We start from the raw sequence: 22,214 nt of genomic DNA, 5'->3' as shown, positions 1-22,214 counted from the left end.
AATGGCAGAAGTAGCAGAACAAGAAGAAGTAAAAGTTGTCGCACCTAGCGAGCCGCTTTTTTCGAAGAAAAATAGAAAATTAGTTACCGATCCATTAACAGATAATAACCCGATCACCATTCAAGTATTGGGAATTTGTTCGGCATTGGCAATTACTGCTGAATTGAAGGCATCTATCGTAATGACCATCTCGGTACTGTTCGTAATGGGCGTCGGTAACGTGGTGATCTCGCTGATGCGAAACATTATTCCTTCAAAGATTCGGATCATCGTGCAGTTGGTCGTCGTGGCAACCCTAGTGATCATTGTAGATCAAGTGCTGAAGGCCTTCGCCTACGAACTGAGTAAAACACTTTCGGTTTTTGTCGGGTTGATCATTACCAACTGTATCATTATGGGACGTTTTGAAGCATTCGCATTAGGAAACGGACCTTGGAAATCATTCCTCGATGGTATTGGGAATGCTTTGGGATATGGAGTTATCCTCATCATCGTTGGTGTGTTCAGAGAGCTTTTAGGTTCAGGTACCTTATTAGGAATCAATGTCCTCGGTGATCCTATTGCAAAAACAGGACTTTATGCGATTGGGTATGAAAACAATGGTTTTATGTTGTTGTCTCCAATGGCCTTGATCACTGTTGGAATCATCATTTGGGTGCAGCGTAGTAGAAATAGAGCATTAATCGAAGAGAATTAAATTAGTCAACAGTATGCAGTCGCAGTAGGCAGTACTAACTGTTAACTGCTACAGCAAACTGAAAACTTAAAGAAAATATGGAACATATAGAATTATTTTTCAAATCGATCTTTATAGACAATATGGTATTTGCCACCTTCTTAGGAATGTGCTCATATCTGGCGGTCTCTAAGAAAGTTTCAACGGCGGTTGGTCTTGGTGCTGCTGTAATTTTTGTAATGGCCATCACCGTACCATTAAACTGGCTGTTAGACCAATATATTCTGAAAGAAGGTGCCTTAGCTTGGTTGGGAGCAGAATATGCGAGTTATGATCTTAGCTTCCTATCATTCATCATGTTTATCGCTACCATTGCGACCATGGTACAGTTGGTAGAGATCGTCGTGGAGAAGTTCTCGCCTGCACTTTATAATTCACTTGGGATCTTTCTTCCATTGATAGCAGTGAACTGCGCTATTCTTGGAGGGTCGCTATTTATGCAATCCAGAGAAATTGCAAGCTTCGGGCTAGCATTGAATTACGGAGTGAGTTCGGGAATCGGATGGTTCTTGGCCATTTTGGCCATTGCCGCTATCCGTGAAAAGATTCGCTATTCCAATGTTCCTGCTCCACTGCGTGGATTAGGGATCACCTTTATCATCACAGGTCTTATGGCTATTGGATTTATGTCCTTTGGTGGAATGTTGACCGGAGGTGATGATGCCCCAAAAAAAGAGAAAGAGACCGCACAGACAGAGCAAGTTGTTCCAGCGGAGGAGAATGCATTAGTGGAAAATACGAAAGAAATAAACGAGTAATATGGAATTAGGACCAATCATAGCAACGATAGTAGCTTTCCTACTGATCACTTTAGCGTTAGTGGGTCTTTTATTGTTTGTAAAACAAAAATTGTCACCTTCAGGACCGGTAAAAATTACCATCAATGGTGAAAAGGAAATAGAAGTTCCTTCTGGGAGCTCATTATTGGCGACCTTAGGAGGACAAAAGATTTTCTTACCATCTGCATGTGGTGGTGGTGGAACCTGTATCCAATGCGAATGTCATGTACTTGAAGGAGGAGGAGAGGCTTTGCCTACAGAGACACCTCACTTTACGCGAAAGGAATTACAACATGGTGCGCGTCTAGCTTGCCAAGTTAAGGTCAAGCAAGACATGGATATCACCATTCCAGAAGAGGTATTTGGTATCAAAAAATGGGAGGCGACCGTTGTCCGTAATTACAACGTGGCATCGTTCATCAAAGAATTTGTGGTAGAGATCCCAGAAGATATGAATTATAAGGCAGGAGGGTATATTCAAATTGAAATCCCACCTTGCGAGATCAAATATTCTGATATGGATATCACCGCGCATCCTGAGGAGCACGAGACCCCAGATAAATTTCAGGTCGAGTGGGATAAATTCGGGCTTTGGCCGTTGGTGATGAAGAATACCGAAACGGTAGAGCGTGCCTACTCTATGGCTTCTTATCCCGCAGAAGGAAGGGAGATCATGCTTAATGTGCGTATCGCAACCCCACCGTGGGATCGTTCAAAAAATGGTTGGATGGATGTAAATCCAGGCATCGCCTCATCCTACATCTTTTCTAGAAAACCGGGAGATAAGGTGACCATATCAGGTCCTTATGGTGAGTTCTTCATCAATGAATCCGATGCGGAAATGCTCTATGTAGGAGGTGGTGCAGGGATGGCCCCAATGCGAAGCCATTTGTATCATCTTTTTAAAACCTTGAAAACAGGCAGAAAAGTAACATACTGGTATGGGGGTCGTTCAAAAAGAGAGTTGTTCTATCTAGATCACTTCTATCAATTGGAGAAAGATTTTCCTAATTTCAGTTTCTACTTGGCACTCTCAGAACCGCTTCCCGAAGATAATTGGAAAGTGAAAGAGGACCTCGATGCGGAAGGAGATGGGTTTGTTGGGTTTGTGCACCAATGTGTGATAGATCATTATTTGAGTAAGCACGAAGCTCCAGAAGATATCGAACTCTATTTTTGTGGCCCTCCTTTGATGAACAAAGCCGTGCAACGAATGGGTGAAGACTTTGGTATTCCTGACGAGAACATCAGATTTGATGATTTTGGAGGATAACCCAAATAGTTATAATGAAGAAACCGATGCGAGGCATCGGTTTTTTTATGCTGTGAATTTTGACAACAACATGAGGTTTTTTAATCTTTAATTTTTACACTTTGTCTATTTTGTTTTCAAATTGATCGGGTGACCTATAGCTTTACGATGCTATTGATCGATAATTAGAAGAATCGGTCTTCAAGCAAAAGGTATTTCGATACTTTTCACAAAGAATAGCAGATTTGTTTTTCTAAATTGGTGACCATATATTTCAAATTGTATCTTTACGCGTTATCAAATGTGTAGATGATTTATGCTCAGTGAACGGGAAATACATTATTTGGCCATGAACTTGGTTGGGAAAGAATTGGAGAAAGAAGGGTTTGAGTTTCTTTCCGTAAATAGTAAATTGAAAAAGAACCCTCAATTTGTTTGCCTTAGGGAAAAGAAGCTTCATTTCGTTCTAGTACGAGCTATTTTACATCCTAACGACCCAAATGATTATGACGTTGTCTTTATGCAAACAATGAAAGAGCACGCAGAAAAATTTGAAGCTAAAATGTATTATGCGGGCGTCGGCCTAGTGAATGCCAATGACAAGACAAGGCCTTTAGTTAATGGCGAACCTTATATTATTGATTATAATGGACTTAAAGAGATCGTTTGATTTTTTTGGTTTCTTGCTGGCCTGTGTGGTTATTTTCGCCTGTAAAGAGAAGACCAACCAGATCACAATAAAACAAAACCAAGGTTATGCCATTGGAACTAGCTATAATGTCCAATATGAAGTGGACAGTGACGACACTGACTATCAACAACAGATCGATAGTGTTTTTCAAATTCTCAACAGGTCGCTATCCACATACATCCCTACATCAGATATTAGCAAAATAAATAAAGGCGACACCACGGTGGTGGTAGATGAGATCTTCCGAGAAGTTTTTCTTTCCAGCAAAAAGATATGGGCTGAGACCGACGGAATTTTCGATCCTACAGTAGGCGCATTGGTAAATGCATGGGGTTTTGGCCCGGAAAAGCCGTTAAAACAACTTTCAAAGCAAAAAATAGATAGCATCTTAGAATTCACCGGTTTGGACAAAGTTCGTCTCAATATGGATGGCACTGTGGTTAAAAAACATCCTAACCTGTATATCGATTTTAACGCCTTAGGGAAGGGGTATGCCATCGATCTCATAGGCAGGGTGCTCGACAAACGAAATGTTAAAAATTATCTGATCGAGGTTGGAGGCGAGGTACTGGCAAAGGGCGTTAAACCTACTACCAAGAAGCCTTGGGTCGTTGGAATAGACAGCCCATTTCAGGTAACAGAAGAACGTATTATCCTTAAAGCTATCAAAATTTCAGATGCTGCGATGGCGACATCCGGAAATTATAGAAAATTTCGTGTGGATCCGCAAACGGGCGAACGCTACGTGCATACCATCAACCCTAAAACGGGTTATTCCGCCAAGTCAAATGTCTTGAGCGTGTCTGTCCTTGCAAAAACATGTATGGAAGCAGATGCCTATGCCACCGCTTTTATGGCGATGCCATTCGAAAAGACGAAATCCTTGCTGTCGGCTTCAAAAGATCTAGATGCGCTGATCATGTATCTTGATGACGAGGATATCCTTCAGTATCACATTACTGATGGCTTTCAAGAAAAGTTATTGGACTAGACTAGAAGCAACCCTTATTCCAACACAAGCGCCTCACGTCTAAATGCGACCTCTTCATCGCTAGTGATGCCCAAGGCTTCATAGATGTAAGCAAATGTAGATAGCAGTTCTGGTTTTCCATCGACTATGGCAACATTATGTTCGAAATGAGCACTTGGCTTTCCATCCGCTGTTAGGATGGTCCATCCGTCTCTTAGTTGTTTAATGCGGTGTGTTCCCATATTGATCATCGGTTCGATGGCGACTACCATTCCTTCTACAAACTTCTTGCCACGACCGCGCTTTCCATAGTTGGGCATTTCCGGATCTTCATGCATTTTTCTGCCCAGACCATGTCCTACCAATTCCCTAACAACACCATAGCCATGACTCTCGGTGTACTGCTGTATGGCGTAACCGACATCTCCAACTCTCTTGCCAATTCGGAACTCGCTGATCCCAATGTATAAAGATTCTTTTGTAACCTGAAGTAACTTTTTAACTTCTGAGGTCACCTCACCAACTTCGAAAGTATAGGCATGATCGCCATAAAAGCCGTTTTTATAGGCACCACAATCAATAGAGATGATATCACCCTCTTGAAGCGGCTTATCATTGGGGATGCCGTGGACAACTTGCGCATTGGGGCTCATGCAAAGGCTATTTGGAAAATCATAGAGCCCAAGGAAAGCTGGTTCTGCTCCATGATCGCGGATAAAGGTTTCTGCAAGAGCGTCTAATTGAAGGGTAGTTACACCAGGCCTAACTTCTTTGGCCAGCATTCCCAAGGTTTTGGATACGATCAATGCGCTGTGGCGCATCAATTCTATTTCCTCTTTGGTCTTAATGTGTATCATCACTTATTTCTTTAAGAATGAAAAGATCCCCTTTTTCTTTTTTTCATCCGAGCTCATTTTGGGAGCTGACTCTTTTGTCAACCCTTGGTATATCTGTCCCCAACCTGGAAACCCACCATAATTCCGGTCATCGATAAAGATATCTGCATTGATCTTACGGCTTTGCCCTTCCATAATTTCGCCTTCATAGCTGCAGTTGATGGCATAAAACTCAACCCCATTCTTTTTGCAAAAATCAACCGCCTCGTCCAATTTTTTTCCTGCGCGATAGGTCCATAAAATAAGACGATGACCGTCATCCTGTAATCGCTTTAAAGTCTCAAAGGCAAATAGCTTGGCTTCTCCGATCGAAGGATAGGCATCTTCCACAATAGTGCCGTCAAAATCTACGGCAATAATCAAGGATTCATGTTGCATGGCGTAAAAGTAGCTATATTTTTTGAGATGTAATCGTTCGCATCATGTCTTCAGAAAACGTTTTTTTATCATCCCTCCTTGGGTATCAAAAATACTATTCATCACCACAAAGGCCTTGGGGTCCAATTTGGCGATCTCCGTGGTCAATTTTCGGATCTCTAAACGGGTGATCACAGTAAATAGCACCTGAATATCCCTTTGCTCACCTTTTTTACCGTAGCCGCCTTGGCCATTGTAGATCGTAAGGCCTCTGCCCATCTTATCGATGATCAAAGAACGGATGTCTTCATGAAATTCTGAAATGATGGTCACCCCGGTATATTCTTCGATACCATCAACAACAAAATCGAGTGTCTTTGAGGCTGCAAGGTAGGTCAACATCGAATAGAGTGCTTGTTCTATCGATAAGAGGTAGGCCGCCGCTCCAAAAATTATAACGTTGATAATGATGATGATGTCGCCGATCTTCAGTTTCAATTTCCGACTTAGAAATATTGCCAGCACCTCAGTTCCATCCAGAACACCACCTCCACGAATAGAGAGCCCTATTCCCGCACCCAAAAAGAATCCTCCAAAGACTGCGACCAAGAGCTTATCATTTGTTAGCTCTGGGAAATCAATGAATGCCAGGACCAAGGCCAATCCAAAAATGGCCAGTGTGGCCTTTATGGCAAACTGTTTTCCGATAACGCGATAGCCAAGTAGCATGAAAGGAAAGTTCACTACGATTATCAACAACCAAAGCGGCCAACCGCTAGACTCTGCGATAAGTAATGAGATTCCGGTGACCCCACCATCGATGAAAAGGTTTGGAAGTAAGAAGCTTTCTAAGCCAAATGCTGCAGCGAAAATTCCGCAGACAATCAAGAAAATGTCCTTTGCCAGATTCAATCTGGTCAACTTGGTAATACGTCGTTGGTTCTGATCTAATGTTTTCTCCATCTACAGATTTTCAGGATTGATAGCAAGACTATTGAAGAGCGCCACTTTGGCCATGAAGTATTTGTTCATGGTGCCCACTTGTTTAAGTTTCATATCAATGAGTTTAAGTTCGCGCGAATTGATCAGAAAAAGGGAGCTCTCACCAAAGCTGAATTTGCGCTCCTCTGCGCGAAGCATCGTTTCATAATTGGACACCATGTCGACGATCAATGTATTTTGCCTTTCAAGGGAGCTGATCTCTTGATAAATTGCAGATGTTTTGTTCTTAATGGCCAGCTCGGTAGAAAGTATTTCAAAATCGGTATCACGGATCTTGAATTTGGCCAATTTGAGATCTCCTCTTTCCTTTCTGAGAAAGAGCGGAAATCTAAACGTTATACCTCCTTTATAGTTTTCTGTTTGGAAAGTGTTGAGCCTATCGGCAGATTCGGTCAAAAAGTTATATTCGACATCCAGCTTTGGCAATAGATTTCTGACCTTTAATCTCCTTTCTACCTCCAGACGCTGCAACTTAAAATTCAAGGATCGGATCTTTGGGTGGTCTTCGATTTCAAATTGTTCGAAAACGGCTCCTTCAATACTTAGCGTTTCATCGATCTCATCGACGATCATCGTATTGGGAACTACATTTGGTTGTAGCTCAACCGGGATGTTATCATTTAGCCATAAGAAATTGGACAGCTCTAAAGATGCCTTCATATATCTCACTTTAGCCTGCTCTAAATTCAAGGCTCTGTCCTGTACCACGATCTTTGCCTCTACGCTATCTATAGAGGCCTTGTCGCCCGCAAGGACACTGCTTTTTATACCTTGAAATCTGGTTTCGGCGTTGGACAAAAACGATTCATAGATCTTGGTCTCGTTGTAGGTCCTTAGCCATGTCAAATAGGCATTGGAGGCTTCAAACAATATCTCATTGACAAGAATGTCTCTATCCGCTTTGGTCTGTTCTCTAAAAAGTTTTGCCTTTTTCAGAGTCGCAACTCTGTCATTGATAAGAATTCCAAATGCATCCAATGAAATTCCCGCGTTATATAGTCCGTCAGTTGGAACATTGGCTTCGGGATTGAGAAATACACCTTCGTTTTGTTCGAAACCGGCTTTGAATTCCAGACCGAACCAGGTAGGCACTTTAAAAGTGGCATTCAACTTATCATAGTATTCAGACCCTTTAAAGTTTTTCTTATCATAATCTGCTTCAATTTTCGGGTCGAACGCTCCTCTGGCCTTCATAAGATTGGCCTGCCCCAAGCCTATGGTCAATTCGGCCTGCTTGGCAATAGGATGGTACTTCTTTACATAGCCCAAATACTCATTAAAGCTAAGCACATTATTGTCTTGTGCCAACCCTGATCTTGAAATAAGAAACAAAATGATTACAACGGCCGTTCTCATTATTTCTTTGCGGTTTTAGTGGTAGAGGCATTATCGGGGTTATAAAAATCAGGAGGGAAACCATTAAGCTTTCGCCATAGCTCGTACCATATCGGTACGTCGTTGAGTAAAGCAAAGGTATTGACGCCAGTGCCTATACGCAAAGCGTCAGGCCAAGGCTCCTCTTCGGGGTCTGGGGAAACGAGGACCCTATACCTACCATTATCGCTGATAAAGGTCTCAACGGCCACTACTTTTCCACCATAAGTTCCAGTGCTTGCATTGGGCCAACCACTAAAGATGATGGCTGGCCACCCATCGAATCGCAAACGGACCGATTCACCAATATTTATCAATGGGAGATCTATGGGCTCTATAAAGGTCTCAACGGCCATATCATAATTTGAAGGCATGATATTGATAAGTTGCTCACCCTCTTTAAAGGTTTCACCAACACCAGCTTTGATAGCCTTATTTAGATAACCGCTCTGTGGTGCTCTAATATAGTACATGCCCGTACGAATACTATAATTGGTGTAATCGTTTTCAAGTTTTGTCACTTGTGCTTCAGTATCGAACTGATTCGATTGTGCTGTGAATTTGTCGCTCTGTGCTTTAGAGATCTTATTTGCATATTCATTATGGATCCTGCTTAGTTCGACTTGGGCATTGATAACCTCATTCTTAGAGGCCAATAGTTTATTCTCTTGCGAGATGAGCTTAGCTTGCGTTTCCTGTAATTTAAGACGTTTTTCTTCCACATCGGTAACAGCTTTCAGTCCTTCGCTCTCCAATTGAGTGGTTCGGTCGAACTGACGCTGTGCGATCTTAATGTTCGTTTTGGCAGCCTCTAGGTCGATGGAGTCGCTTTGAACCTTAAGCTTCGACTGTAATAGCTTGTTTTTGGCTTGTTGGATCTTAAGCTGCCGCTCATTTGCCAATGCCTGTACCTGATTGTTCAGCGCTTTTACTTTTTCTTTATACGATGTAACGGCTGAGGATTTTGCTACGATCTGCTGATTGGTTCTTGACAATAGATCAGGGTCAAAATATTCATTCTTTACCTCCGAAATACGCAAAATGGTATCTCCTTTCGCAACAGAATCGCCTTCTCTCACATACCACTCTTCTATTTTACCAGGAATCGGAGATTGAATGGTCTGCGGACGCTGTTCGGGAGTCAGTGTTGTTAAATAACCTCTACCAGTGATATTTTGAGTCCATGGTAAAAAAAGCGAAACAAAGGCGGTTACCCCAAACACCTTGAGAAAACGATTGAAGTGTTTGTAATGCTTTTTATTGTAGACCTTTGTAATAGCCTTATAGTTAGAAAGGTCAATTTTTTTATTGAGTTTATTTGGAGAAATATTTAGCATTTCGGTTATCTTTCGTTGATGATTCTACCTTCCTCTATCGTTATGATCCTTCCACAGCGTTTTGCCCATTGTTGATTTTGACTTACAACGACCAGCGCCCAAGGATTTTCTGGAGCTGTTAAGAAATCCATAACTCTTAAGGCCTCTTGTTCTTCAAACTGGTCCAATGGATCTTTAAGGATCAACAGTCTTGGTCTACGGACGATACTTCTAGCAAGGACGATCTTTTTAGAGATCGTGTATGGAATTTGTTTTCCTTCTGGATATAAGATGGTTTGTAATCCCTCGTCTTGTTCCTTAACAAATTTGGTAAGCCCTGTTTTTTCTAATGCCCAGTACACATCTTCGCGTGGGACGTTCTTATCACCAAAGGTGATATTATCGAGGATAGATCCTTCAAAAGGAGATTCTTCCGTGAGCGATTGCCCCACATGAGAACGGTAGTAGTTAAGGTTTATACCTTTGAGCGAAACATCATTGACATAGATATTGCCTCCGGTCGGTTCTAGGATTCCTGCAATAAGTCTTAACAATGTTGTTTTGCCAGAGCTATTAGGTCCTTGAATAAGAATGGTACAGCTTGGGGTAATGGTCAGACTAAGATTTTGAATGATCTTCTTAGAACTTTCAGGGACGTGATACGTGATGTCATCCAGTTCTACTACAAATCCTTCGTTTTCCTTGAATGGTTTTTCACCCTCTTGAGGTTCTAGATCTTTATCTACCACTTGACCCAATTTTTCTAGCGAGGTCAGTACATCATAGAAGGATTCTAGCCCTGTGATAAGTTTTTCCACAGATGAAAGTACCAAAAGTATGATGATCTCTGCGGCGACAAATTGGCCAATGTTCATTTCCTCTTGAAGTACCAGTAGACCGCCAATGACCAATAATCCGGCCGTAACGAGCACTTTAAAACCGATCATTTGAATGAATTGAAGCACCAATACTTTGAAATGGCTTTCTCGTGAAGACAAATAATCGAACACTAACTGGTCGTTTTTCGTCAATGCATGTGAGGTCCTTCCAGAAAGTTTAAAGCTTACGATAGAACGAGCGATCTCTTGTAACCAATGGGCCACCTTGTATTTATTCTTTGATTCGTTAAGGCTGGTTTCCATCCCTCTCTGAGCAGTATATTTAAACACGACGTATATCAATATCAGCAACAGTAGCCCATATATGATGAAGAAAGGATGGTAAAAGGACAGCAGTAATAGTCCAAAGATTATCTGCAGTAGGGCCGCAGGAAAGTCGATCAGTATCTTCGACAACCCTTTTTGAATGGTAAGCGTATCAAAGAAGCGATTGGCCAACTCCGGCGGATAATAGTTGCGAAGTTCGCTCATTTTGATCTTAGGAAATCGATAGGCAAACTCAAAAGAGGAACGTGTGAAGATCTTTTGTTGAATGTTTTCGATGATGCGCATCTGCATCAATTGCAGGCTCCCAACAAAGGCCACGCCCAATGTTACTATAACGACCAAGATGATCCATGAGGTGCTTATCTGCGCTCCTTGGATCAGGTTGATAATGGCCTGTATACCCAGTGGTAATGATAGATTCACTAGCCCAGCAAAAGCTGCGTAGTAAAAAACTTGAAAAATATCTCTTCGGTCTAGTGCTAAAAGACCTATGAATCGCTGCCAAGCGGTGAGTATAGTTTTAGACATGATGGTTGGTTAAAACATTTTGGACTAGGTTCGAAAAATAATCGGATGGTGTAATGCTGCCATTGCAATCCGTGATCGACTGGAAATGGTCTTTGATGAAATGTTGATGCAAGGCACCTTCTAAAATGGTACTGGCCAGACAGGCGGGATAAGGATATGATGGATTTACATCCTCTATCATTTCTCGAAGTCGATTGACCAGGCGCTTGTAAATAGAAAAGTATCCTTCTTTGTTTTCGATGTCTACCTCTTTTGTCAAGAAGGATTTAGAATATTCATTGATAATTATATTATTGAGCACTTTTTCATTGATATGCGAAAATGATCCGTCCAACTCGGGAGCACTGGTTACAATATCAATGGCAACCTGTAATTTGATCTTGGCATTGGAAATACTATTGGTAGCAAATACCAACCGATACTCTAACCACCCCCAATACCAGGATGCCAGATAGAGGAGTAATTTATGCTTGTTCTCAAAATAACGGTAAATAGAACTTTCATTAGAACCAATTTTTTCTCCGAGTTTCTTGAAAGTAAACCTGTCAAAACCGATTTCATCGATCAATAGGATGCTATGTTCTATGATCTTTTTACCAAGGTCGGAAGATTCCGGGTCCTTGATATAGATCTTGTCATTGATGACAACCTTTATATTATGAAGTAGTCGTTCCATTTCAAAATATTTGCACACAAAAATAATAGTATTACTATCATATATTAAAAGTTTAACTTTTGATTAACAAATACAAAAAAACCTTCAACAAAATGAAGGTTTTATAAATTATTATTTATCAAAGTAGTAGTCTATTCTGCATAGGTGTGCTTGTATTCCTCGCCTTTGAGAATGGCTAGCATATCTTTTTCTAAAGTTTCTATGGGTGCCTCTACTATTCTATTCAATTCTTCACCGTCTTTATAGAAAATAAAGGTGGGAACATTGGTAATATTCAACCCTTCTTCGAAATTTGCGATGGTGGTCTTATCTTCTGTCATGGCGATAAGTGTTAATTTGCTTTCGTCAAATCCCACTTTGTCCATGATCTTAAAGAAGGCTGGGACTTGCATCTGGCTATCACTGCACCAAGTACCCATAAAGACTTTTATCTCTACGTCTTTTAAGAATTCTGATAAGGCAGAGGCCGTAGTCTCATCCAAAGGATGCAACTCATAATTATCATTGAACCATGCTTCTCCGTATGGGGAAGCTTCTATGTTCTTTCTTTCATATTTTCCTACAATAATTTGGAGTTCTTCTTGGGTCGTGTCACTTTTAGTATCGACAATTTTCTCTTCTGTTGAAGTGTTTTTCTCCTTGTTTTCTTCCTTTTTTTCACCGCAAGCGAAAAAGCTAATCGCCAGCATGAGTAATACTATTTTTTTCATCTGTTTGTGATTTTCAATTCAAATGATTGCATCGGAATTCGTTAGTTTATACTAGCGATCTTTGTGTCATCAATGCCGGTTGTTCAATGCCCATCAGTTTCAAGGTGGTCGGAGCGACGTCCCCCAAGATACCATCTTTAATTTCGGTGATATCAGGATCTACCAAGATCACAGGGACTGGATTCGTTGTATGGGCTGTGTTAGGCGTTCCATCGGCATTGATCATCGTGTCACAATTGCCATGGTCTGCGATGATAATGCTGGTGTAGCCATTCTCTAAAGCAGCAGTGACAACATCGTTGGTGCATTGATCAACCACTTCGCACGCTTTTATTGCGGCTTCCATAACACCCGTATGTCCAACCATATCTGGATTTGCAAAATTTAGACAGACATAATCGACTTCTCCCTTTCTTAATTCAGGGATAATGGCGTCCCTGATCTCATAGGCGCTCATTTCTGGTTTGAGGTCGTATGTAGCGACCTTCGGAGAAGGGCAGAGGATACGTTCTTCTCCTTCGAAAGGCTCTTCACGTCCGCCGTTATAAAAGAAGGTGACGTGTGGATATTTCTCAGTTTCTGCTATTCTGATCTGTTTCTTGCCCGCACGCGCCAAAACCTCACCTAAGGTATCTTCTATATTGTCTTTATCATATACAACTTCAATGCCTTCGAAAGTGTCATCATAGTTGGTCATGGTCACGTAATGCAACTTCAACTTGTGCATATTTTGTTCGTGAAAGTCTTCCTGTGAAAGCACTTGGGTCAGTTGTCTTCCACGGTCGGTACGGAAGTTGAAAAATATTACGACATCATCGTCTTTAATGGTGGCTATAGGTTTTTGACGATCATCTACAATTAGGATCGGTTTGATAAACTCGTCTGTGATACCGTCTTGGTAGCTCTCCTGAATGGCCATGGTGGCGTTATCTGCGGCCTTTCCTACGCCATTTACAAGTAGGTCATAAGCAAGTTTCACGCGTTCCCACCGTTTATCTCTATCCATTGCATAATAACGTCCAACGATAGAGGCCAATCGGCCTCCTTTTTGTTCTAGATATTTCTCAATATCAGCGACGAAGTTGATACCGGATTTTGGGTCTACATCCCTACCATCCGTAAATGCATGGAGAAAGACCTGGTCCAGACCTTCGGCATGGGTAGCATTAAGCAGCCCCTTTATATGATTGATATGCGAATGCACACCGCCATCTGAGAGCAGTCCAAGCAGATGAATTGCTTTTTTATTATCCTTGGCATACTTGAATGCTTCTTTCAGTGTTTTCTCATCTTTCAAGGTATCATTTTCTACGGCTAGATTGATCTTGGCGAGATCCTGATAAACGATGCGTCCAGCCCCAAGATTCATGTGTCCTACTTCGCTATTGCCCATCTGACCCTCTGGGAGGCCAACATTCATTCCATCTGTGCGCAAGGTCGCGTTCGGATATTTGGTGTATAGGGAGTCTATAAAGGGTGTATTTGCCTGTGCGATGGCAGAAACATCTGGATTGGGAGATTTTCCCCAGCCATCTAATATCAAAAGAATTACCTTTTTGTTCATTTCGTGTTTTTAAAACTGCTTTTTTCTACATCAAAGATAGCTAGATTGTAAAAGAAATGAACCGATGAAAATCACAAAAATTGCTTGATTTGAATGAGGATTACGCATTTGACCGCATAAAACATCGTCTGGCGAGAGAATAAGATGCTATCCATTGTATTGGCAATTTATACAAAACGTTAACGCCACCTTAACAGAAAACGCGATAGGACGTTAAACTTAGGTTAAGCTGTCAAAATTTTGAAACAAACACCTAGGTTGTAGCGTCTTTTATACATAGTACAATCATTAATCTTTAAACGAACTAATTATGAAAAAACTTGTAGTAATGCTCGTAGCTTTCGCTGCGTTCACCACCGTCGGTATGTATGCAAACGATACCACTAGCGACATTGAGACAAACGCTGCCATTTTTGCTCCTAAGGTAAATTCATTCTGTATGGCCATTGCCAAAGGAGATGTAGCAACAGTAAAAAAGATGATCGAACTTGGCGAAGATGTGAATCGACGCTCAAATGGGATGACTCCCTCAATGTATGCGGCGAGGTATAATCACGTCGATATCTTAGAATTGCTTATCGCAAACGGCGCCAATCTGAAAACAAAATGTTCTCGAGGACATACAGCGTTGAAGTATGCGCAGCTTTCCAATGCCGAAAATGCTGCTGAGGTGATAAAAAAGGAGCTGGCCAAAAAGAAGAAAAGATAGGAATAAATTTTCCTATAAAGAAAGCCCATTGCTATTCGCGCAATGGGCTTTTTTGTGTCCATTTAAGATTTGCTCGCATTCTTAAGTGATGCGAGGAAGGTGCTCATATAACAAGTGCTTAGTCCTATTGGAAAGCAAATCCAGTGAGCAATCTATAAATAAAGGCATAGATGACTACTCCTATCAAGATGAAGCAGAACCAGCTAAAGGCCTTTAAGAAAGTTGCCGTGAGGTCATTTCCTAGATTTTTGAAAGCGCTTGTGTAAATCTTTTTAAATTGTAAAAATATCGTCATACTACAGTGGTTTTGGTTAAAGTGTAACTAAAAATTAAGTAAATAGCTGTAGGACAATGTGTAGATAAGAATATTGGGCAAATTCTTCTTGTATTACAAAATTAGTGTAATGTGATTGTAAATCACGTATAAGATGGATGAATGACCAAAATTCTAGATGAATGACCTACAAGGTCACTAGATTTAGTGAGCCAAAAAAAGGAGAACAACGTGTAAAATTATGAAGTGCGCTTCTTTCTTTTATATTTCTCAATGGCTTCTTTGATCTTTTGAATCCTATTGTCGGGGTCTGGATGCGAACTTTGAAATTCAGGCACTCGATTTGGCCCAGCGGCAGCCTTTAAAATTTCCATTACGCCGATCATCTCCTCAGGATTGTACCCAGCGCGAATCATAAACAATACTCCGAGTTCATCGCTTTCTAATTCATCGCCGCGCCCGTTTTTAAGCAGCACATTCTGACCAACACTATTCACGATATTACCCGCATCGGCACCGACAGATGCACCCATCGAAATGGTCTTCCAGAAGTTGCTTTCTGCGATACGTTCGGCTGAATGTCTTCCTAGAACATGACCGATCTCATGTCCTAGAACACCTGCCAATTGGTCTTCATTCTCTAACTGAGAGAACAAGGCGTAGGTAATGAAGATCTGTCCTCCTGGCAATGCAAAAGCATTGATGGTACGATCATCGGCCAAAAGATGAAACTCATATTTATAAGGGGTGTCTCGTGCGATGCTGTTTTCGACCAACTTTTTGCCAACCGCATCTACAAAAGCCTGATAGCGTGCATTGGGGTGTTGCCCGCCATGCTGTTGTATCATTTGGGGTGCGCTGCTCAGACCAATGACGATCTCATCTTTTGTGGTCATGTCGATGTTCTGAACACGACCCGTATATGGGTTTTCCTGTTGATTGTTACATTTCTTAAAGAAAGCAAAAGCGACGATCGCCAAGCCCAAAAGGATTCTTATCTTCCAACTTCCTCTTCTCATGATCTTTGATTTGTTTGCTGTTTCATAAAATTACGAAAATTATTGAAGCGTCATGTTTAGCGTTACTCGTCATTATCACCTTTTCGATGTTTGACGAAATACCCTTTTAAGACGCATCGCCGATCGTTTTTAAGAGTTCGTTGTCAACGGCTTCAATAGAAGTGTTCACTTCAGATCATAGCAAGGCCGGATTGATGTCTAAGATATTCTCTGCGATATATCTGCTGATGAATTCTTCTGTAAAATGGTCACTTCCCATCAGTTTTTCTTTTTGAAGCATCGACTTGAGATCTAACTTCGTATATGCTTTTAGCATAGGTATCGAGATGGGGGCGTAGCTGTAATGCCAAGGTTCGTATTTAAAGCCTTTACGATTTGCGACATCGGTATACACAAGTTTAAAACCGAAACTTTCGGCATAGGTGTTCATCCATTCTTTCAATTTGCAATATGGTCCGTTTCCATGGAATTTTTTAGCAACCAATACATCTCCATTTTCACCACCATTCGCATCTATGATGTCTATATCTGTCCCCCAATGATGTCGAGAAGTACCTGGGATGGTCGAGTATTCTACTATTTTTTCGATTGCCTGTGCTGGGTTGAGGCCTTGCTGCGTAAATCGGTTGTATTTGCGCTCCCATATATTGTTTTGATGCGTATAACTGCGATAACTTGAAACGACCTTGATACTGATTCCTTCCTTCGCGGCGTCATGTTTCATTCTAACGAAAGCTTCATAGGCTTCCTTTTGAAGTGAGAACCCCTCTCCATAAAGGTCTGGATCTCCTTTGCCGATCAAAATATCACTAGGAAAATCTTGGGTGTTGAATGCCATCATAGGTATTGTTGCAAAAGTCGCTGCGGCTGTAGCTGTGGTTCGTATAAAGTGACGCCTATTCACGTTTAAGAGTTTGAAGAATTGATTGGAAAGGTACATAATATACCCTAGAAACACCATTTGCTGGCTGATTCATTACGCTTTTAAGTGCGTCCATCGATAAGGCATCATAGTGATCCCTTATTTCGCTTTTCTCACTTGTAAAGAACAGATATTTGCCATCACTTGTTACAAAAGGACAATAATCGAGTTGTGGTGAATTTATCATTTCTCCCAAATTGATTCCTTCTTGCCAAATTCCATCTTTAAAAAAACTGATATAGAGATCACCTTTTCCGAATCCTCCTTGTCGTCCATAGGCTCCGTAAATGGCATAGGAGCCATCTGGTGAGACAAAGGCATTATACTCGTAGTGATGTGTGTTAAGTTTTCCACCTACACTTTGGGCTGTTTGGTAGTCGCCATCTTCAAATTTGCTAACATAAATATCCTCCTTACCCTTTGTATCCATTCTAGTGGCGGTAAAATACAGTCTTCCATCCAATGTTACCGAAGGATAGTATTCGTTGTCGTTGCTGTTGATATTTTCATTCAGTCGAATGGGTTCGGTCCATTGGTCGGCCAATTTTTTAGTCACAAAAATGTCATAGTCCTTTTTTGGCTCATCGCCTTTGGCAGGTCTTCTTGAGGCGAAAAAAAGTTGACTGCCATCTGAAGAGAATGCAGGTTCGATATCGTGATAGCTGCCCGAAAAACTTGCCACCTCAAAGGGTTGCCATGCTCCATCTATTTTTTTGCTGGTCAAAATGGTTCGAAACGCATATTTTGGTCCGTCCAAGGTAAAGAAGATCTCATTGTAATTGGGAGAGATCGCCATGTCCCGGATATTTATGTTCTTGAAATCTGGCAGATCGACGAAAACTTTAGGTATTTCAAAATTTTCATCAAATGTAATTTTCGGTGCTTGTGCCTGTAATATTGATGACGTACAGAAGGCCAGTAGGATTATTTTTTTCATGTTATATTTTTTTGGTCATCTGAAAGTGGGGGCCGAAAATAGGGACTTCGAATTCTTTGCTGCAAATAACATAGTCGAGACGTTTGTAAAAGGCAGTGGCATTTTTTCGCGCGTTCAACCAAATCCTGGTGACGCCTCTCTTATTTAACACTGTTTCGCCATGAGACACTAAATGTTCTCCGATTCTTTTGTTCCTATACGCTTCTAAAACGGCCATTCCTCTCAGTTGAAATTGCAGTGTTTCTTTAAATAAAGGATGTGAATTTTCAGTGAATGTTACAACACCAACGAGATCATTCTTAAAATACATGCCCATGTGAAGCGTGGATATGTCCCTGTCTTCATCAAATTTGCATGCTTCTATCGGCTTTCCTTTTCGCAGTACAGGATGCCTAACCTTATATGCCTCTTGCGCGTCGATCTCTTTTAAGGAATAATGGGGGTTGGTGATGTGATAGAGTTTTGCAGGCTTACCGTCGTAAACGAAATCTTTGACGAATGATAGGCCAGCCTTTTGGGCTACCCTATGAGATGCTTTATTTGCTACATGAACATGTGCGTAAATAACTTTTAGCCTTAGTTTCTCAAAGCCATATTTTATGGCTGCTTTGGCCGCTTCGGTAGCATATCCCTTACCCCAATATTTTTGATATAAACGATAACCGACCTCAACAATTCTTTCCTCTTTATGATATTTTAGCCCACACCAACCCAAAAAGGTATCATCCTCGTTATGGATCATCGCCCATCTTCCCATATTGTGTTTGGTATAGAAATCATAGTCCTGAATAAAATGCGCCGCTGCTTCTTCACTCCTAAACGGCTCATCACCGGTATAATGAAGGACTTCCGGGTCGCTATTCATCTTATAAAGATGAAATGCATCGTCCATGACGAATTCGCGCAAATAGAGACGGTCGGTTTTGATGATCTTTTTCATTGGATGAGCAAAAGATTACCATAAAAATACAAATCTCATCATGTTCTTTCTTCAACGGTAGCTGTTTGCTGAAGTTTTTAAAAAAGTTGTAAATTTAATTTTGAAATAAAAGGAAGGTTGATTTATATTTGCCGACCGAAATGCGGGAGTAGCTCAGTTGGTACCCGCCCGTACCGAACGGTACGTTCGGGCGGGGAGCGTCAGAAGCTCGAGAGCATATGTCAATAGAAGAGATATTGACAAAGAAGATTGAAATGTATGCGGGAGTAGCTCAGTTGGTAGAGCGTCAGCCTTCCAAGCTGAATGTCGCCGGTTCGAACCCGGTCTCCCGCTCACAGGCCTCGTCACAAAGACGGGGCTTTTTGCTTTTGGTCAAGTCCTGTTCCATGATTGCAGCTGCTAGCTTCAAAGGTGCAGGGTCGCCCGCTATATTGGCCTTGTCAGAAAGGCGTTTTTTTATTCAAAGGAGATAAGCTCCCCACTTTCTATCTCATAGGGCGGGATATCTTGTTCGAAAATTCGGGCACGAAGATTTCCTTTCAACATAATTTCATCCCCTTTTACTGCAAGCCAACTTCCTTCGCGGAGTCCGACGACAGGAAGATTGTTGAACTTGTGAAATTCCTTTATACGCGTTTCTCTGGTTTCGCCCATATGCTTGCTATTGGGGTCTGGGTCCAAATAATGAGGGTTTATATTAAAAGGAATCACTCCTAAGGTTTTAAAACTTGGCGGATAGACAATGGGCATATCGTTCGTTGTCTGCATAGTGACACCGCAAATATTACTACCTGCGCTGGTACCTAAGTAAGGAACCCCATTAAAGATAGCTTCCCTCAATACATGAAGCAGCTCGTACTTATAGAGTTGTTGCACTAGCAGGAATGTATTACCGCCACCCGTAAATAGGCCGCCAGCTCTCTCGATGGCTTTCTTTTTATCTTCATATTCATGGAGGCCCTTTACCTTCTTGTCAATTTTCTTGAAGCTTGTCGCTACTTTTTCCGTATATCCTTTGTGTGTAATGCCGCTAGGTCGGGCAAAGGGGATAAAAAGTATCTCTTTAGTGTCCGAAAAATGTTCTTCAAGGGTAGGTAACAGATATTCTAAATACGCTGCATTGTGAATAGTAGAAGTGCTAGCAACAATTATGTTCTTCATAAGAAAGTTTTATGTAAAAATAAGTAATGCGTTTGGCTTTCTTTATACTTAATATGTATCTTTAAAAGAAAATCGAGTGAAAATGAGACCCTATTTCATATTTATTTTATTATTTATTTCCATCGCTACTTTGCAGGCGCAAGAACGAACGCTTTTAAGGGGGCAGGTGCTTTACAGGAATGGTTTTGTGGCCAATGAGAATGTGGTGAATGTCACTGCTCAAAAGGCTACTATAACCAATGATAATGGTGAGTTTGCCATCGATGTGAAAATAGGGGATGAACTTGTTTTTTCTGCGCTCCAATTTCGGTTGAAGACCGTTTTTATTACGCCCGAGATCTTAAGAAACAATCGTTTGGTGGTTGAAGTGAATGAGAAGATCACGGAATTGAGTGAGGTGGTCGTCAGTCCTGAAAACGTAGATAAGTTTGTAGAGGTCAAAGAAGAGGAGTTCAAAGGGTTTGATTACGAGCGCGATAAGGCCACTCCCGTCAACAACGTCGCAATGGACGAAAATATTCTTACCTATGGTGTGAATTTTGTCAATATATATAAAGCGCTTTTCAAGCGAAAGAAAGAGACCGAGCCATCTGTACAATTAAATATGAGCGAAGTGATCCGAGAATTGTACGAAGATGATTTTTTTGTGGTCAATTTAAAGATCCCTCAAGACGAGATCAATAAATTCCTTTATTACTGTGATGCGCAAATGCCATCTAATTCATTGCTTAAAAAGGATAACGAGTTTCAGCTTATTGATTTTTTGGTCACTCAGAGCAACAACTATCGTTCGGGGAAGTGATTCATTTAACATAAAATTATAGACGGCTTAAGTTTTTTGTAAGAAAAGGTGTTGTTTCTTTAGCTTCTACGAAACCACCTGTATGAAAAACAACTATTTTCTTCTATTTCTTCTATTTCCGTTTTTGGTCAACGCGCAATTCTTTAAAGAATTGAGAGGTAAGGTATTGCATAACAGGAACAGCATAGTGGGAATTCACGTCTTGAATACCACAACGGGAGCCACCACAATCACTGATGAGGAAGGTTTTTTCGAGATCGGGGTAAGGCTGAATGATACCCTTTTCTTTTCCGCAGTTCAATATAACCATCAAACCCTGGTTATAAGCGCCGAAATACTTCAACAGAAAGTTGTAAATATTTATTTGGAAGAACGGATCACGGAGCTCGAAGAAGTAGTCGTAAGACCCCATAATCTCGAGGGAGACCTCACAAAAGATATTAAGAATAGCGGTGTAAAGCCAGCAATAAATTTTGATGATGTAGGAATACCGGGATATAAAGGAGTAAGGCAAGAGCCAATAATTTCTACCTGGCAAGCTTTCAACTATGGAATTCCATTGGGGTCCATAAATATCGAGGCGATCTATAAAAACTGGTCTGGTTATTACGAGGGACTAAAAAAAAGACGAAAGTGGGACGCTGAAAATGAGGCGATCGTTCAGATAATTTCTTTCTACGGAGTAAAATTTTTTATCGAAACCTACGCCCTTAATGAAGACGAGGTATATCCGTTTGTTTTAGGGTGTGTCGCTGACAGCGATGTTGAAGTGGACTTCAAAAATGGCAATCACAATTTGGTCGTGCAGTTGTTTGATCAAAGGCATCGCGAAAACAGGGACAGGGAATAATTGGAATGCTTTTTGTTCCATTGATATAGAATTGAATACTTTTACCCAAAATATGAGTTTTCTTATGCGACGCAAACTGCTGTTTTTGTTTTTAGTTCCATTATTGGCTTTCACATCGCTTCATAAGTATTATGTGAGCACCACCCAAATTAAACATTCTGAGAAGGATGAGGCATTACAGGTGATCACAAGAGTTTTCATCGATGACATGGAACGACTTCTGGAAATGCGTTATGACATCAAAGCAAAACTTGCTACAGAGGATGAGTCTCCCATGGCTGACAACTACCTTAAAAAGTACTTCTTGCAAAAAATGAGCTTCAAGATTAATGGCAAGGAAGCAAGTATCGATTTCTTAGGAAAAGAATATGAGGATGATATGATAAAATGCTATATCGAAGTTCCAAATGTCAAGGGAATCAAGTCCATCGAGGTGGTCAATGAAATTCTGTTCGACGCCTTTGAGGAGCAACAAAATATCGTTCATTTCAAACTTCAAGGGAAACGAAAAAGTTTTATCCTAATAAAGGACAATGATAAAGCTTTGTTAAACTTTTAACGTTTCTTTACCTTTTGTCATAGT

At 41.0% G+C, this 22,214-nt stretch carries 24 protein-coding genes and 1 tRNA gene; 10 read left to right on the top strand and 15 right to left on the bottom strand.

Translation table 11 applies throughout. The features are described 5' to 3' along the window. Window position 1 precedes the first annotated feature (1 nt). The 5 genes from ACFQ1M_RS10770 to ACFQ1M_RS10750 all read left to right on the top strand — a co-directional run bounded on the left by ACFQ1M_RS10770 (window position 2) and on the right by ACFQ1M_RS10750 (window position 4,449). Entirely contained in the window at window positions 2–697 is a 696-nt protein-coding gene (locus ACFQ1M_RS10770; RefSeq protein ID WP_386408046.1) for an NADH:ubiquinone reductase (Na(+)-transporting) subunit D, read from the top strand. A gap of 77 nt (window positions 698–774) precedes the next feature. Next, complete coding sequence (gene nqrE, locus ACFQ1M_RS10765) at window positions 775–1,494, top strand: NADH:ubiquinone reductase (Na(+)-transporting) subunit E (RefSeq protein ID WP_386408045.1); 720 nt, start codon at window positions 775–777, stop codon at window positions 1,492–1,494. Between the two features lies 1 nt (window position 1,495). Then, on the top strand, window positions 1,496–2,788 hold the full coding sequence (gene nqrF / locus ACFQ1M_RS10760; RefSeq protein ID WP_386408043.1) for an NADH:ubiquinone reductase (Na(+)-transporting) subunit F: 1,293 nt from the start codon (window positions 1,496–1,498) through the stop codon (window positions 2,786–2,788). 295 nt (window positions 2,789–3,083) lie between these two features. Then, window positions 3,084–3,437 (top strand): Na(+)-translocating NADH-quinone reductase subunit F, encoded by a 354-nt coding sequence (locus ACFQ1M_RS10755; protein ID WP_386408041.1) that lies wholly within the window; start codon window positions 3,084–3,086, stop codon window positions 3,435–3,437. Then, the gene (locus ACFQ1M_RS10750; protein WP_386408039.1) at window positions 3,415–4,449 is read left to right on the top strand and encodes an FAD:protein FMN transferase; all 1,035 of its coding nucleotides are present in this window, start codon (window positions 3,415–3,417) and stop codon (window positions 4,447–4,449) included. The genes ACFQ1M_RS10755 and ACFQ1M_RS10750 overlap by 23 nt, the downstream gene beginning before the upstream one ends. Window positions 4,450–4,463: 14 nt before the next feature. On the opposite strand, the gene map is transcribed toward ACFQ1M_RS10750, so the two are convergent. From map to gpmI, 9 genes are all read right to left on the bottom strand, one after another. Next, window positions 4,464–5,285 carry a type I methionyl aminopeptidase gene (gene map / locus ACFQ1M_RS10745; RefSeq protein WP_386408037.1) on the bottom strand — a complete coding sequence of 274 codons (822 nt, stop codon included), beginning with the start codon at window positions 5,283–5,285 and terminating at the stop codon, window positions 4,464–4,466. A gap of 3 nt (window positions 5,286–5,288) precedes the next feature. Next, window positions 5,289–5,702 (bottom strand): BT0820 family HAD-type phosphatase, encoded by a 414-nt coding sequence (locus ACFQ1M_RS10740; RefSeq protein WP_386408035.1) that lies wholly within the window; start codon window positions 5,700–5,702, stop codon window positions 5,289–5,291. Window positions 5,703–5,744: 42 nt separating this feature from the next. Next, window positions 5,745–6,644: a YitT family protein gene (locus ACFQ1M_RS10735; RefSeq protein WP_386408033.1), complete on the bottom strand. Its 900-nt coding sequence runs from the start codon at window positions 6,642–6,644 to the stop codon at window positions 5,745–5,747. Further along, a complete protein-coding gene (locus tag ACFQ1M_RS10730; RefSeq protein WP_386408031.1) occupies window positions 6,645–8,039 on the bottom strand; it encodes a TolC family protein in 1,395 nt (464 codons plus the stop codon). Further along, window positions 8,039–9,394, bottom strand: coding sequence for an HlyD family secretion protein (locus tag ACFQ1M_RS10725; protein ID WP_386408029.1), 1,356 nt, complete (start codon window positions 9,392–9,394; stop codon window positions 8,039–8,041). Before ACFQ1M_RS10725 ends, ACFQ1M_RS10730 begins: the two co-directional genes overlap by 1 nt. 5 nt (window positions 9,395–9,399) lie before the next feature. After that, window positions 9,400–11,067 (bottom strand): peptidase domain-containing ABC transporter, encoded by a 1,668-nt coding sequence (locus tag ACFQ1M_RS10720; RefSeq protein ID WP_386408027.1) that lies wholly within the window; start codon window positions 11,065–11,067, stop codon window positions 9,400–9,402. Further along, on the bottom strand, window positions 11,060–11,743 hold the full coding sequence (locus tag ACFQ1M_RS10715; protein WP_386408025.1) for a TetR/AcrR family transcriptional regulator: 684 nt from the start codon (window positions 11,741–11,743) through the stop codon (window positions 11,060–11,062). Before ACFQ1M_RS10715 ends, ACFQ1M_RS10720 begins: the two co-directional genes overlap by 8 nt. 131 nt (window positions 11,744–11,874) lie before the next feature. Beyond that, window positions 11,875–12,453 carry a thioredoxin family protein gene (locus tag ACFQ1M_RS10710; RefSeq protein WP_386408023.1) on the bottom strand — a complete coding sequence of 193 codons (579 nt, stop codon included), beginning with the start codon at window positions 12,451–12,453 and terminating at the stop codon, window positions 11,875–11,877. Window positions 12,454–12,499: 46 nt separating this feature from the next. Continuing rightward, window positions 12,500–14,017: a 2,3-bisphosphoglycerate-independent phosphoglycerate mutase gene (gene gpmI, locus ACFQ1M_RS10705; protein ID WP_386408021.1), complete on the bottom strand. Its 1,518-nt coding sequence runs from the start codon at window positions 14,015–14,017 to the stop codon at window positions 12,500–12,502. Between the two features lie 310 nt (window positions 14,018–14,327). Here gpmI and ACFQ1M_RS10700 point away from each other — a divergent pair, with 310 nt between their 5' ends. Continuing rightward, window positions 14,328–14,726: an ankyrin repeat domain-containing protein gene (locus ACFQ1M_RS10700; protein ID WP_386408019.1), complete on the top strand. Its 399-nt coding sequence runs from the start codon at window positions 14,328–14,330 to the stop codon at window positions 14,724–14,726. Between the two features lie 124 nt (window positions 14,727–14,850). Here ACFQ1M_RS10700 and ACFQ1M_RS10695 read toward each other — a convergent pair whose 3' ends face one another. From ACFQ1M_RS10695 to ACFQ1M_RS10675, 5 genes are all read right to left on the bottom strand, one after another. After that, window positions 14,851–15,021, bottom strand: coding sequence for a DUF6747 family protein (locus ACFQ1M_RS10695; RefSeq protein WP_386408017.1), 171 nt, complete (start codon window positions 15,019–15,021; stop codon window positions 14,851–14,853). Window positions 15,022–15,239: 218 nt separating this feature from the next. Next, window positions 15,240–16,019, bottom strand: coding sequence for a M48 family metalloprotease (locus ACFQ1M_RS10690; RefSeq protein ID WP_386408015.1), 780 nt, complete (start codon window positions 16,017–16,019; stop codon window positions 15,240–15,242). Window positions 16,020–16,194: 175 nt separating this feature from the next. Then, the gene (locus ACFQ1M_RS10685) at window positions 16,195–16,923 is read right to left on the bottom strand and encodes a M15 family metallopeptidase (protein ID WP_386408013.1); all 729 of its coding nucleotides are present in this window, start codon (window positions 16,921–16,923) and stop codon (window positions 16,195–16,197) included. Continuing rightward, window positions 16,916–17,878, bottom strand: a complete 963-nt coding sequence (locus ACFQ1M_RS10680; protein ID WP_386408011.1) for a hypothetical protein — start codon at window positions 17,876–17,878, stop codon at window positions 16,916–16,918. The genes ACFQ1M_RS10685 and ACFQ1M_RS10680 overlap by 8 nt, the downstream gene beginning before the upstream one ends. Window position 17,879: 1 nt before the next feature. Further along, on the bottom strand, window positions 17,880–18,818 hold the full coding sequence (locus tag ACFQ1M_RS10675; protein ID WP_386408009.1) for a GNAT family N-acetyltransferase: 939 nt from the start codon (window positions 18,816–18,818) through the stop codon (window positions 17,880–17,882). Between the two features lie 260 nt (window positions 18,819–19,078). Here ACFQ1M_RS10675 and ACFQ1M_RS10670 point away from each other — a divergent pair. Continuing rightward, window positions 19,079–19,151: transfer RNA gene (locus ACFQ1M_RS10670), tRNA-Gly, on the top strand. A 123-nt stretch (window positions 19,152–19,274) separates the two neighbouring features. Here ACFQ1M_RS10670 and pepE read toward each other — a convergent pair. Beyond that, window positions 19,275–19,979 (bottom strand): dipeptidase PepE, encoded by a 705-nt coding sequence (gene pepE / locus ACFQ1M_RS10665; protein WP_386408007.1) that lies wholly within the window; start codon window positions 19,977–19,979, stop codon window positions 19,275–19,277. 82 nt (window positions 19,980–20,061) lie between these two features. On the opposite strand from pepE, the gene ACFQ1M_RS10660 reads away from it, so the two are divergent. From ACFQ1M_RS10660 to ACFQ1M_RS10650, 3 genes are all read left to right on the top strand, one after another. After that, window positions 20,062–20,781, top strand: a complete 720-nt coding sequence (locus ACFQ1M_RS10660; RefSeq protein ID WP_386408005.1) for a hypothetical protein — start codon at window positions 20,062–20,064, stop codon at window positions 20,779–20,781. 82 nt (window positions 20,782–20,863) lie between these two features. Further along, window positions 20,864–21,631 (top strand): carboxypeptidase-like regulatory domain-containing protein, encoded by a 768-nt coding sequence (locus ACFQ1M_RS10655; RefSeq protein ID WP_386408003.1) that lies wholly within the window; start codon window positions 20,864–20,866, stop codon window positions 21,629–21,631. A 64-nt stretch (window positions 21,632–21,695) separates the two neighbouring features. Next, the gene (locus ACFQ1M_RS10650; RefSeq protein WP_386408001.1) at window positions 21,696–22,190 is read left to right on the top strand and encodes a DUF6702 family protein; all 495 of its coding nucleotides are present in this window, start codon (window positions 21,696–21,698) and stop codon (window positions 22,188–22,190) included. Window positions 22,191–22,214 lie beyond the last annotated feature (24 nt).

Origin of the sequence: Sungkyunkwania multivorans, from assembly GCF_042675645.1 — a bacterium.
In the GTDB taxonomy this organism is placed as follows: domain Bacteria; phylum Bacteroidota; class Bacteroidia; order Flavobacteriales; family Flavobacteriaceae; genus Sungkyunkwania; species Sungkyunkwania multivorans.
The sequence above is the reverse complement of the archived record's forward strand: the minus strand, read 5'-3'. Positions and strand labels throughout refer to the sequence as shown.